The following is a 12,625-nucleotide window of genomic DNA, read 5'->3' as shown; positions in this document are numbered from 1 at the left end:
GATTAACCGAGTACCGGGCGATTCCCGGTGATTGCCGTGCCAATTCGCAGGTGTGTCGCCCCTTCGGCGATTGCCTCCGGGTAGTCCTGCGACATCCCCATCGAGAGGTGATTCGCTCCCGGCGCAGCGCGTCCGACCTGCTCGCCGAGCTCGCGCACACGGGCGAACGCCCGGCGGGGTTCGGCGCCGAGTGGAGCCACGGCCATCAGGCCGAGGAGCCGCAGCCCGTTGGTGGCCTGCACCCGCTCGACGAGGGCGTCCAATTCCTGGGGCTGCACGCCGCCGCGGGCTGGGTCGTCCGTGAGGTTCACCTGCACGAAGCAGTCCACCGTGGACTCGTCGGATGCCAGGGCATCGACCAGGGAGGAACGATCGACGGAGTGGATGACCGCCGCGTATGCCCGTACCTGCCTGGCCTTCTTGCCCTGGACCTGGCCCACGAAGTGCCAGTTCAGGCCGAGTGAAGCCAGCGCCGCGGACTTGGCCTGGGCCTCCTGGTGCCGGTTCTCGCCGACATCGCGCACGCCCAGTCCGGCGAGCTCCTCGATCAGCGAGAAGGGGTGGAACTTGGTGACGACGATGGTGGTGATCTCACCGGGGTCGCGCCCGGCGGAGGCCGCGGCCGCGTCGACACGGCCGCGCACCAGGGCGACGCGTTCCCGGAGGTCCGGCACGGCCGGTCCCCCGGAAGCTGCAGCCGGGTCGTTCATCTGCTGCGCCGTCCCCTTACTTGAGGAAGTCCGGGATGTCCAGGTCGTCCGGGTCTTCCTCGAAGGCCGGGTCGGCCACGGCCGCGCCAGGCTCGACCCCGGACCAGACCGAGGAACCGGCTGCCTCGTCGACGTTGTACTGGGCCGAGTCATTGCCGGAGCCGACGGATGCCCCGCCGGCCGACGAGTTCACGCCGGCTGCCACGCCTGCCGCGACCAGGTCGGCGCGGCGGACCTCGACCGCCTTGGCACCGGGCTCGCCGCCGTCGAAGCCCGCGGCGATGACAGTGACCCGCACCTCGTCGCCGAGGGTGTCGTCGATGACCGCGCCGAAGATGATGTTGGCCTCCGGGTGAACGGCCTCCTGCACGAGCCGGGCGGCGTCGTTGATCTCGAAGATGCCGAGGTTGGAACCACCCTGGATCGACAGGAGCACACCGTGCGCACCGTCGATCGAGGCCTCGAGCAGCGGGGAGGCGACGGCGAGCTCCGCGGCCTTGATGGCGCGGTCGGCGCCACGGGACGAGCCGATGCCCATGAGCGCGGAGCCGGCGCCCTGCATGACCGACTTGACGTCGGCGAAGTCGAGGTTGATCAGGCCGGGAGTGGTGATCAGGTCGGTGATGCCCTGCACACCGGCGAGGAGCACCTGGTCGGCCGTGGCGAACGCCTCGAGCATGCTGATCCCGCGGTCGCTGATTTCCAGCAGCCGGTCGTTCGGCACGACGATGAGGGTGTCAACCTCGTTCTTGAGCGAGGCGACGCCGGCTTCCGCCTGGGCCTGGCGGCGCTTGCCCTCGAAGCCGAACGGCTTGGTGACGACACCGATGGTGAGCGCGCCGATGGACTTGGCGATTCGGGCGACGACGGGGGCGCCGCCGGTTCCGGTTCCGCCGCCCTCACCGGCCGTGACGAACACCATGTCCGCGCCGGCGAGCGCCTCTTCGATCTCCTCGGCGTGGTCCTCGGCGGCGCGACGGCCCACCTCGGGGTCCGCTCCGGCGCCGAGCCCGCGGGTGAGGTCGCGACCGACGTCGAGCTTGACGTCGGCGTCGCTCATCAACAGGGCCTGGGCATCCGTATTAATGGCGATGAATTCGACCCCGCGGAGGCCGAGTTCGATCATCCGATTGACGGCGTTGACACCGCCGCCACCGATTCCAACAACCTTGATGACTGCGAGGTAGTTCTGATTTGTTGTTGACACGTCCGGCCTCCGGTGAAACTCTAAACCTTTACTCGAAGTTTAAAGTTATGCTGAGTATGCAATTCCTGATCTCGAAGTTATGCGCCAGTTCGCACCACTCGGGGATGCGCGCCCGCGTGTCGCGAAAAGTCAGCGCAGAACGGCGCTGTCCGGCGAGGACACGTCGTATTCGCCGACGCTGCCGACCGGATGGCTCACGACCAGGGCGGCGAGCACCACGGCCTTGTATTGGGACTTCTCCGCACTCCCCCAGACTACGCGCGCGCCGCCGATGAGGGTGAGGGTGACGTCGTCCTTCGTCGCCGCGGTGACCGTATCGAGCTGGCCGCGGATGCCGTCCGGCAGCGCGGCGATCACGGCCGCCGCGGCCTGGAACCCGGTGCTGCTCGCGCCGGCCCGCGCGTCGATCGTCGCGTACCCCGCCGGCCGTTCTGCCCCGCTCTGGATGACGACGCCCGCGGCATCGACGAGGTCGAAGCCTGCCGGCGTGACGACGGCACCGATCGGCTCGCGCTCGACGATCCTCACCACGAGGGTCCCCGGCGGCCGGCTCTCGGTGACGTAGCTGCGGATCAGGGTGAACCGGGAGAGTTCCTTCTTCACCTTCGCGAAATCGACCAGCGGCAGCGGGGTGCCCAGTTGCTCGCCGAGCGCCGCCTGCACCTCGGTGGACGAAACGCGGCCGGCCCCGACGACCTCGATGTTCTTCAGTGCCATCAGCGGCGAATATGCGCCGATCAGCACGAATCCGGCCAGCGCAGCGGCCACACCGAGGCAGACGAGCCAGATGGTGCGACGGCGGCGTGAACGCCAGGTGAAGCGGCGCACTTCCTCCCGCTCGTACAGCTTGCGGGCCCGGCGGGCCGCACGGAACTTCCGGCGGGCGCCGGCCGGGGTCAGCTGCAACTCGGCGGGCGCGCCGACAGTCAGGCCGGGCGCGGCCTGGGCATCAGGTCGACTGGGCACCGGGGCCCCCGAGGACTCGACCGCCTCCGCCGGGCGGCGAAGCGGCCGGACCGGGGCGATCCGCCTGGCCCCCGGGGCGGGCAGCACGATCGGTTCGGTCGAGTTCTGGTCGGAGGCGGCCGGGGCGTCTGCTCCCGGTCCGGGTGCCGGTCGCGCGGATGCGGAGCGACCGGAGGTCGTCCGGCCGGGTGTGATCGTCCCGGGTTTGGTCGTTCGCCGGGGGCCTCGAGTGCGGGCGGCGGCCTGGCCGGTGGGTTCGGGCTGGGGGGCCGCGGGTTGGTCGAAGCCCTGGGGCCGCTTCATGCCGACGTGCGGGTCATCAGCCGCGGGCCGCTTCGAGCGAGCCGAGGAGCTGGGGGACGATGCGGTACACGTCGCCACAGCCGAGGGTGACGACGAAATCACCGTCGCGGGCGATCCTGGCGACGTAGTCGGCCGCTTCCTGCCAGTCCGGCACGTAGGCGACGTGGCCCGGGTCGTGGAACTTCTCGGAGACGAGGGCCCCGGTCACTCCGGGCTCCGGGTCTTCGCGGGCGCCGTAGACGCCGAGGACGACGGTCTGGTCCGCGAACTTTTCGAGGGTGTCGGCGAATTCGCGGGCGAAGAGCCGGGTGCGGCTGTACAGGTGCGGCTGGTGCACGGCGATGATGCGCCCCGCGCCGACCACGGTACGGGCGGCGGCGAGGGCCGCGGCCACCTCGGTCGGGTGGTGGGCGTAGTCGTCGTAGACGCTGACCCCGTTGACGGTGCCGTGCAGTTCGAACCGGCGTTCGGTGCCGCCGAATTCTGAGATCGCGGCGAGGGACGCGGCCGGGTCGAAGCCGAGGCCGACGAGCACCGCGAAGGCGCCCGCGGCGTTGATGGCGTTGTGCCGGCCGGGGATCCGGAGCGTGGCGAAGTAGTCCTGCCCGGCCCAGGCGACGCCGAAGCGCACCGGCCCGTCGGTGACGACGGAGTGCACCCGCACGTCAGCGTCCGAGGCCTCGCCGAAGGTGATCACCCGCTTACCGTGGAGCTTTCCGGTGACGCTGACTGCCCCGTCGTCGTCGGATGAGATGACGACGAGCTCGGTGGCCTTCTGGGAGAATTCCACGAACGCGGCCTCGAACGCCTCGAGCGACCCGTAGTGGTCGAGGTGGTCCGGGTCGACGTTGGTGACGAGGGCGACGGCGGTGTTGTAGAGCAGGAACGACCCGTCCGATTCGTCGGCCTCGACGATGAAGAGGTCGTCGGTGCCGCTGGCCGCCGACACTCCGAGTGATTCGATCACGCCGCCGTTGACGAAGCTGGGGTGCTGGCCGGTGCCGAGCAGACCGGTGACGATCATGCCGGTCGAGGTGGTCTTGCCGTGCGCGCCGGCGACGGCGACCAGGCGGTGCTTCTGGATCAGCCAGGCGAGGGCCTGAGAACGGTGCAGCACGGGGAGGCCGCGCTCCGTGGCCAGGACGTACTCTGGGTTGTCCTGCCAGAGTGCCCCGGTGACGACAAGGCTGTCGGCGGCACCGACGTTCTCGGCGGCGTGCCCGATGGCGATGCGCGCGCCGAGCCTCCGCAGGGCGAGCACGTTATCGGACTCACGCACGTCGGACCCGGTCACGGTGTGGCCGGCGTCGATGAACAGGCGAGCGATCCCGCTCATCCCCGACCCGCCGATGCCGACGAAGTGCACCGTTCCGAGGTCCTGGGGAATGGTGAGGTTCAGGTCGGGCTTGATCACGGTTGCTGCGCTCTTCTCGGTTGGAGACAAATGCTCGGTGTGCTGGGACCACGTTACGCGCCGCCGCGGCCGAATGCCGGATTGACGCCGAACGGGGTCGGCGGCCGGGGTCGGCGGCCGACTCAGGCGAGGGCGCTGCGGATGAAGTCGACCATCCGTGCCGACCCGTCCCTGCCGCCGACGGATGCCGCGGCGGTGCCCATCCGCACGACCCGCGACCGATCGGAAAGCACCGTCAGCAGTTCGCTGCGCACCCACTCGGGGACGAAGTCCGCGTCGTCGACGAGGATCCCTCCCCCGGCGCTGACGACGTCGGCGGCGTTGAAGCGCTGCTCGCCGTTGCCCACCGGGTAGGGCACGTAGACGGCGGGGATCCCCAGGGCGCTGAGCTCGCAGACAGTGCCTGCCCCGGCCCGGGAGACGGCGAAGTCGGCCACCGACAGGGCGAGGTCCATCCGGTCGCAGTAGGCGATCATCCGGTAGTGGCCCAGACCAGGGTCCGCCACCTCCGACCTCTCCCCGGTGATGTGCAGCACCTGCCAGCCGGCCGCGATCAGGGCGGGGGCCGACTGCAGGACCGTGTTGTTGAGCCGGCGGGCGCCGAGGGAACCGCCGGTGACGAGCAGGGTCGGCCGATCGGGGTCGAGGCCGAAGAACGAGAGTGCCTCCGGGCGTGCCGCAGTACGGTCGAGCCGTTCGATTTCGGGGCGGAGCGGCATCCCCACGACCTGCGCGTGGCGGATCCGCGTGCCGGGGAACGCCACCCCGACGAAGCGGGTGAACCGGGCGCCGAGCCGGTTGGCCAGGCCGGCCCGGAAATTCGCCTCGTGGATGACGATCGGCACTCCCGCACGCCGGGCCGCGAGGTAGGCCGGAGTGGAGACGTAGCCGCCGAAACCGACGACCACGTCGACCTGGCGGCCGCGGATCAGGTCGGTGAGGTTGGTGACCGCGCGGTTCAGCCGGCCGGGGAAGGTGAGGGCCTGCCGGTTCGGGCGCCGCGGGAACGGCAGGCGCGGCACAATCACGAGTTCGTACCCGCGGGCCGGAACCAGCCGGGATTCGAGGCCTTCGCTGGTTCCCAGCACGATCAGGATCGCGTCGGGTTCCCGGCTACGGATCGTGTCCGCGACCGCGAGTAGCGGGTTGACGTGGCCGGCGGTGCCGCCGCCGGCGAGCAGGTAGGTGGTCACTCGGGGCTCATTCGTTCGCTTCAGTCTGGGCGTCGGCGTCCTCGTGGTCACCGCGGGCAAAGGACAGCACGATCCCGATCGCGACCAGCGTGGACAGGAGCGCGGTGCCGCCGGCCGAGACGAGCGGCAGCGGCACGCCGAGCACGGGGAACACCCCGAGTACGACGCCGATGTTGACCAGGGCCTGGCCGATAACCCAGACCAGGACGGCCGCGGTGGAGACCTTGGCCTGCAGGCTGCGGCTGGTGCGCATGATCCGGATGAACGAGAAGGCGAGCAGGATGAACATGCACAGGACGACGATGGCGCCGATCAGGCCGAGTTCCTCGCCGATGATCGCGAAGATGTAGTCGTTGTCCGCGGCGGGCAGCCACGACCATTTCGCCTTGGAGTTGCCGAGGCCGACGCCGAAGATGCCGCCGTTGGCGAGGGCCCAGGTTCCGTGCAGCGGCTGCCAGCAGGCCGAGGAGATGGTCCCGTCCACCGCGTCGCAGCCGGTGCCGAGGAAGCTGAGGATCCGGGTCATCCGGTTGGAGCTCGAGACCGCGACGAGCAGGGCCAGCACGGTCCCGATCACGAGCGGGATGGCCAGCAGTCTCAGCCGAACCCCGGCGAAGAAAAGCGCCCCGAAGAGAATCCCGGCCATGATCATCACGGTGCCGAGGTCCCCGCCGATCAGCACGAGGAGCACGGCGCCTCCGCCGACTCCGAAGACCGGTATGTACACGTGGCGCCAGTCGTCGAGCTTGTCCTTCTTCTGGGACAGGATCATGCCCAGCCAGATCACGAGCGCCAGTTTGATCGCCTCGGACGGCTGGAACTGGATTCCGCCGAGGGAGAGCCAGTTGGTGTTCCCGGCCACGGTGATGCCGAGGGGGGTGAAGACGACCAGGCACTGCAGCAGGCAGGAGACCACGAGGGTCGGCCAGGCGACGCGTCGCCAGAACTGCAGGGGCAGCCGGCTGACGACGAGCAGGAGCGGGACTCCGACCAGGGCGAAGCCGCCCTGGCGAAGCACCGTCCCGAAAAATCCGGCGTTCTCGAGGTAGGAGTCCACCGAAGATGAGGAGAGCACCATGACGAGCCCGAAGACGAGAAGGAACAGCGTGGTCCCCAGCAGCAGGAAGTAGCTCGCGGACTCGGCCTTGAACACCCGGCCGAGGTGGATCCGGGCCGACGAGCCGTTGGCCGGGTCGCCGGCCGCCGCGGGCGCGACCGACCTAGGCGGGCGGAGTCGAGGCGGATTCGTCACCCGCCTCACCTCCCAAGTAGTCCCGTACGGCTTCTGCGAACATCCGGCCGCGCTGCGCGTAGTCGGTGAACTGGTCCATGGATGCGGCCGCGGGCGCGAGAAGCACAACGTCGCCGAGTTCGGCGAGGTCGGCGGCCAGTCGCACGGCGTCCGGCATCACCTGACCAGTGTCCTGTGCGTTGATCTCGAAAACGCGGAGCCGGGGCGCGTGTCGCCGGAATGCGTCCCGCAACGCCTCCCGGTCGGTGCCGATGATGATGGCCCCGCGGAGGTGACCCACATGGCTGGCGACCAGGTGATCGATGTCGACGCCCTTGAGTAGCCCGCCGACCAGCCAGACCACGGATTCGAACGCGGCGAGGGAGGCGTCGGCGGCGTGCGGGTTGGTGGCCTTCGAATCGTCGATCCAGCGGATGCCGTCGGACTCGGCAACGACCTCGATCCGATGCGCGTCGAGGTGGAAGACCTCGAGGGCGTCGTGGATGACCGCGGGCAGCACGCCGAAGGAGCGGGCGAGCGCGGCAGCGGCGAGGATGTCGGCGAGGAGGTGATGTGCGGCCAGTCCGCGCGCGCGCAGCTCGGACACGGTGGTGATCTCGAGTGCGGTCTCGAAGCGTTCCTCGTGGAAAGCACGGTCGCAGAGGATGCCGTCGACGATGCCGAGCTCGCTGGGACCGGGCACGTCGAGACCGAACCCGATCGCCCGGGCGCCGTCCTCGACGTCGGCGTCTTCGACCATACGCATCGTGGAGGCGTCGGCCTTGTTGTAAACGCACGCGACGCGGGTGTTCGCGTAGACGGTGGCCTTGGCTGCGCGGTAGGCCTCGGCCGAACCGTGCCAGTCCAGGTGGTCGTCGGCGATGTTGAGGCAGACGCTGGCCCACGGGACCAGCATGCCCGGGCCCCCGCGCGAGAGGTGGTGCAACTGGTAGCTGGACAGTTCCACGACAAGCACGTCCCAGCCCTGCGGGTCACGCACGGCGTCGAGCACGGGCACGCCGATGTTGCCGCAGGGGGCGACGCGCAGGCCGGCTGCCGCGAGCATGGTGGCCGTGAGCTGCACGGTCGTGGTCTTGCCGTTGGTGCCGGTGACCAGGATCCACTCGGCGGCAGGACCGACCTTGTCGCGCAGGCGCCAGGCGAGTTCGATGTCTCCCCAGACCGGGATGCCGTTCCGGGCGGCCCAGCGGAGGAGCGGGTGGTCGGGGTGGAAACCGGGCGAGACGACCAGTAGTTCGGGACGGTGCAGGGCCAGGTCGCGAAGCGCTGCCGGGTCTGCACCCTGGTCTGCATCAGGGTCGGCGTTCAGGTCGGCCTGAACGAGGCGCACTCCGATCACGCCGAGCAGCCTGGCACGGTCGGCGGAAATCCCGCCCGCCGTGATCGGGCCGGCCACGACGAGCACGTCCGCGCCCAGTTCGGCGAGGGTGTCCGCGGCGGCGAAGCCGGTGACTCCGAGCCCGAGCACGGCGACCCTCAGGCCGTGCCAGTCGGCGTGCCAGCTGGTCAGATCGTCAAGACGGCTCAATTGGGCACCGCCGAGAGCCATTCGAGGTAGAACGTTCCGACCCCGGCCGCCACGAGCAGCCCGCCGATGATCCAGAACCGGACGACGACGGTGACTTCGGCCCAGCCCTTGAGCTCGAAGTGGTGGTGGATCGGGCTCATCAGGAAGATCCGTTTGCCGCGGGTCACCTTGAAGTAGGCGCGCTGCACGATCACAGAGCCCGTTTCGATCACGAAGATGCCGCCGAGCAGCACGAGCAGAAGCTCGGTGCGGCTGAGGATCGCGAGAGCGGCCAGGGCGCCGCCGATCGCGAGCGACCCGGTGTCGCCGAGGAAGATCTTCGCCGGGGAGGTGTTCCACCACAGGAAGCCGATCAGGCCCCCGACGATGGCCGCCGCGACGATGGCCAGATCGAGCGGGTCGCGGGTGTCGTAGGAGCGGTAGAGGTCGGCGACATCCGCCCCGCCGAACCTGGCCTGGTTGGACTGCCAGAAACCGATCACGATGAAGGCGCCGATCGCGAGGATCGAGGACCCGGTGGCGAGGCCGTCGAGGCCGTCTGTCACGTTGACCCCGTTCGAGGTGGCCGCGACGATCAGGCAGATCCAGACGATGAAGACGGCGATCCCGATCACGGTGCCGAGCTTCATGAAGTCCAGCGGCAGGTCCCGGATGAAGGATATCTGGGTTGAGGCCGGGGTCAGGCCGTGCCGGTTGGGGAACTGCAGGGAGAGGTAGCCGAAGGTGCCGGCAACAAGGACCTGGCCGACCACCTTCGCCCAGCCGCCGAGCCCGAGGCTGCGCTGGTTGCGGGTCTTGAGGAAGTCGTCGACGAAACCGACGAGTCCGAGGCCCACCATCATGAACAGCACGAGCAGGGGGGATGCCGGGATAGCCCGGTGGGCGATGAACATGGCCAGGAAGTAGCTGGCCAGCGTGCCGATGATGATGATGATGCCGCCCATGGTGGCGGTGCCCCGCTTGGCGTGGTGGCTCTGTGGGCCGTCGTCACGGATGAACTGGCCCCAGCCGAGTTTCTTGAACAGCCGGATGAAGAGCGGCGTGAAGGCCAGGGTGAAGACGAGCGACATCGCGCCGGCGCTTAGTAGTGCAATCACGAGAAGAACTCTCCCAGTCGGTCGCCGAGGAATCGCAGGCCGGCCGAATTCGACGACTTGACCAGCACGGTGTCACCGGGCCGCACTGTGCTGCGGAGCAGGTCGAACGCTTCGTCCGGAGTCTCGACGAAGGCCGATTCACCGTCCCAGGATCCCTCGTTGATCGTGCTGATATGCATGCGGCGTGCGGCCCGCCCGACCACGACGAGCTGCGAGATGTTCAGGCGCACGGCGAGCAGTCCCACCCGGTCGTGCTCCTCTCCCGCCAGGTCGCCGAGCTCGCTCATCTCGCCGAGGACGGCGATCGTTCGCTGGCCGGGTCGGCGGATCTGCGCGAGTGTCTTCAGTGCGGCGGTCATCGAGTCGGGACTGGCGTTGTAGGCGTCGTTGATGACGGTCACGCCGTCTCGGCCGCCCATCACCTCCATCCGCCAGCGCTCGGCGGTGTGCACGGATTCGAGGGCGGACACGATCAGGTCGATGTCCACGCCGAGTAGCTCGGCGGCGGCGGCGGCGGCCAGGGCGTTCATGACGTGGTGCTCGCCGAGCACCCGGAACGCCACCGGGCGGCTCTCCCCCGAGGCCAGGTGCAACTGGAAGGTCGTGCCGGAGGCAGAGGCGACGACGTCGGTCGCCCGCACGCCCTGGGTTCCGTTCTGGCCGAACCAGGCGATCCGTGCCCTGGTCGCCCCCGCCATGCCGGCCACCCGGGGGTCATCGGCGTTGAGCACGGCGACGTCTGTTTCGAGCAGGTCGGTGACCATCTCGGTCTTGGCCCGGAGCGTCGCGTCGATGCCGCCGAACTCGCCGGCGTGGGCAAGGCCCACCGTGAGCACGATCCCGATGTCGGGCCGGGCCATCCGGATGAGGCGGGCGATTTCGCCGACCGCGCTGGCGCCCATTTCGGCGACCAGGTAGCGCGTCTGCAGGGTCAGTCCGAGCATGGTCAGCGGCGCGCCGACCTCGTTGTTGAAGGATTCCCGGGCGGCAACGGTGGGGCCGACCCGTTCGAGCACGGCCCTGAGCAGGTTCTTGGTGGTGGTCTTGCCGTTGGAGCCGGTGATGCCGATGATCTTGAGGTTCCCGGCGGCCCTGGCCCTGGCCACGACGGCGGTGGCGAGGTCGCCGAGGGCGGTCACCGCGTCCGGGATCACGATCTGGGCGACCGGAAGGTCGAGCAGGTGTTCAACGATCAGGAGCACCGCGCCGCGTTCGACGGCGGTCGGCGCGAAGAGGTGGCCGTCGGTGACGTCGCCGGGTTTCGCCACGAAGACAGCCCCCGGTCCGATTTCGCGGGAGTCGGTGTTGACGGCGCCGTCGATGAGCGTTTCGGGCGTGAGCGTGCTGCCGCCGAGGTGCAGTTCGCCGCCGATGGCCTGGGTGATTTCGGTGAGGCTGAGCGCTATCACTTACAACCACCCGGCTTCGCGGAGTGCCAGGCGGGAGTCGTCCCGGGCCGAATACGGGATCTTGACACCGGCAACCTCGTGATAATTCTCATGGCCTGGACCGGCATAGAGGATCGCGTCCCCCTCCTCGGCGAGGGACAGCGCCTTCCGAAAGGCCGTGTGGGGGTCGGCGACCTCATAGAACTCGCCGTTCGGGACTGCCTCCCTGGCGGCGGTGAGCAGGGTGGCGCGGATCGCAGCCGGGTCCTCGAACCGGGGGTGGAAGTCGGTGACGACGACGACGTCAGCTCCCCGGGCGGCGATGGCGCCCATGTCGGCCCGCTTCGTGGTGTCGCGGTTGCCGTCGGCGCCGAAGACCATGATCACCCGGCCGGGAGTGAACTTGCGGATCGCGGCGAGGGTGTTGAGGAAGGCGTCGGGGCTGTGGCCGTAGTCGATGTAGACGAGCGGCCCTCGATCGCCGGAGATGCGCTCGGCGCGCCCCGGGATGTACACGTCGATTCCGCCGTCACGGTCAAGGGTGTGCGCGATCGCCTCGAGGTCGTAGCCGGATTCGACCAGCAGCAGGATGGCGAGGGCCGCGTTGGCGGCCATGAACCAGCCGAGCAGGGGCACCCGTGTTTGCAGGCGGCGGCCCTCCGGACCCTCGAGCAGGAACTCCGTGTACAGGGCGCTCTCGGACACGATGCTCATGTGCCAGTCGGCCTCGACATCGGACTTGCTGCTCAGCGTCGTGACCGGGATGCGGCATTCGTCGACGATGCGACGGCCCCAGTCAGAGTCCACCGTGACCACGCCGCGTCGGGAGCGATCGGGTTGGAAGAGCTCCAGCTTGGCCTGGAAATACTCGTCCAGGCCGGCGTAGTCGTCGAGGTGGTCGTGGCTGAGGTTCGTGAACCCGGCGACGTCGAAGACGAGGCCGTCGACCCGGTGACGGGTCAGCGCCTGGGCGGAGACCTCGATGGCGACGGCACGCACCTCGGCCTCGCGCATGCGCGCCAGAAGGGCGTGCAGTTCGGTGGCCTCCGGGGTGGTCAGGGCGCTGACGACGGCCAGGTCGCCGATTCGTCTCTCTGCGGTCGAGGTGAGCCCGGAGACGACGCCCAGCTGGGTCAGGATCGCGAAGAGCAGGTAGACGACGCTGGTCTTGCCGTTGGTCCCGGTGACGGCGAATAGGGTAGCCGGGTTCTCGTCCGTGCGGTAAATCCACGCGGCGACGGCGCCGAGGGCGGCGCGGGCATCCGGGGTGACCAGGATGGGCAGGCCGCTGCCGGCGGCGAGGAGCGCCCCGGCCTCGTCGGTCAGGATCGCCACGGCACCGGCCTCCTTGGCCGCTGCCGCAAACGCAGCGCCATGACTGGCGCGTCCGGGTACTCCGACGTACAGGTCTCCGGGTTGGACCGTGCGTGAGCTCAGGCTCACACCGGTCACCTCTAAGCCATCGATGTCTCCGCGCAGGAACAGTTCAAATTCATCGACCAGGCCCGACAACGATCGCGGGACCGGATGCTGAGGACGGAGAGCCGAGGGTGCCAATTCGGTCACG

Annotated in this window: 10 protein-coding genes; all 10 read right to left on the bottom strand. The window is 69.3% G+C overall.

Going from position 1 to position 12,625, the window contains the following annotated elements; genetic code table 11:
• Positions 1–2: 2 nt before the first annotated feature.
• Complete coding sequence (locus tag E3O19_RS14920; protein ID WP_134568879.1) at positions 3–710, bottom strand: YggS family pyridoxal phosphate-dependent enzyme; 708 nt, start codon at positions 708–710, stop codon at positions 3–5.
• Between the two features lie 16 nt (positions 711–726).
• Positions 727–1,917, bottom strand: coding sequence for a cell division protein FtsZ (gene ftsZ / locus E3O19_RS14915; protein WP_134568877.1), 1,191 nt, complete (start codon positions 1,915–1,917; stop codon positions 727–729).
• Between the two features lie 129 nt (positions 1,918–2,046).
• Positions 2,047–3,186 carry a cell division protein FtsQ/DivIB gene (locus tag E3O19_RS14910; protein ID WP_134568875.1) on the bottom strand — a complete coding sequence of 380 codons (1,140 nt, stop codon included), beginning with the start codon at positions 3,184–3,186 and terminating at the stop codon, positions 2,047–2,049.
• 16 nt (positions 3,187–3,202) lie between these two features.
• Entirely contained in the window at positions 3,203–4,600 is a 1,398-nt protein-coding gene (murC, locus tag E3O19_RS14905; protein ID WP_134568941.1) for a UDP-N-acetylmuramate--L-alanine ligase, read from the bottom strand.
• A gap of 122 nt (positions 4,601–4,722) precedes the next feature.
• Entirely contained in the window at positions 4,723–5,793 is a 1,071-nt protein-coding gene (locus E3O19_RS14900; protein WP_134568873.1) for a UDP-N-acetylglucosamine--N-acetylmuramyl-(pentapeptide) pyrophosphoryl-undecaprenol N-acetylglucosamine transferase, read from the bottom strand.
• A 7-nt stretch (positions 5,794–5,800) separates the two neighbouring features.
• Positions 5,801–7,045, bottom strand: a complete 1,245-nt coding sequence (gene ftsW, locus E3O19_RS14895; RefSeq protein WP_241981402.1) for a putative lipid II flippase FtsW — start codon at positions 7,043–7,045, stop codon at positions 5,801–5,803.
• Positions 7,014–8,594, bottom strand: a complete 1,581-nt coding sequence (gene murD, locus E3O19_RS14890) for a UDP-N-acetylmuramoyl-L-alanine--D-glutamate ligase (protein ID WP_134568869.1) — start codon at positions 8,592–8,594, stop codon at positions 7,014–7,016. The genes ftsW and murD overlap by 32 nt, the downstream gene beginning before the upstream one ends.
• Positions 8,570–9,670, bottom strand: a complete 1,101-nt coding sequence (mraY, locus tag E3O19_RS14885) for a phospho-N-acetylmuramoyl-pentapeptide-transferase (RefSeq protein ID WP_134568867.1) — start codon at positions 9,668–9,670, stop codon at positions 8,570–8,572. The genes murD and mraY overlap by 25 nt, the downstream gene beginning before the upstream one ends.
• Positions 9,667–11,079 carry a UDP-N-acetylmuramoyl-tripeptide--D-alanyl-D-alanine ligase gene (locus tag E3O19_RS14880; RefSeq protein WP_134568865.1) on the bottom strand — a complete coding sequence of 471 codons (1,413 nt, stop codon included), beginning with the start codon at positions 11,077–11,079 and terminating at the stop codon, positions 9,667–9,669. The genes mraY and E3O19_RS14880 overlap by 4 nt, the downstream gene beginning before the upstream one ends.
• Positions 11,080–12,624, bottom strand: coding sequence for a Mur ligase family protein (locus tag E3O19_RS14875; protein ID WP_134568863.1), 1,545 nt, complete (start codon positions 12,622–12,624; stop codon positions 11,080–11,082).
• Between the last annotated feature and the right edge of the window lies 1 nt (position 12,625).

The organism is Cryobacterium algoritolerans, from assembly GCF_004402785.1.
GTDB lineage: Bacteria > Actinomycetota > Actinomycetes > Actinomycetales > Microbacteriaceae > Cryobacterium > Cryobacterium algoritolerans.
The sequence above is the reverse complement of the archived record's forward strand: the minus strand, read 5'-3'. Positions and strand labels throughout refer to the sequence as shown.

Bases quoted from the DNA above. Each gene is read 5' to 3' on its own strand.
- E3O19_RS14920 (WP_134568879.1), bottom strand. From the start codon at position 710: ATGAACGACCCGGCTGCAGCTTCCGGGGGACCGGCCGTGCCGGACCTC.
- E3O19_RS14910 (WP_134568875.1), bottom strand. From the start codon at position 3,186: ATGAAGCGGCCCCAGGGCTTCGACCAACCCGCGGCCCCCCAGCCCGAA.
- murD (WP_134568869.1), bottom strand. From the start codon at position 8,594: ATGGCTCTCGGCGGTGCCCAATTGAGCCGTCTTGACGATCTGACCAGC.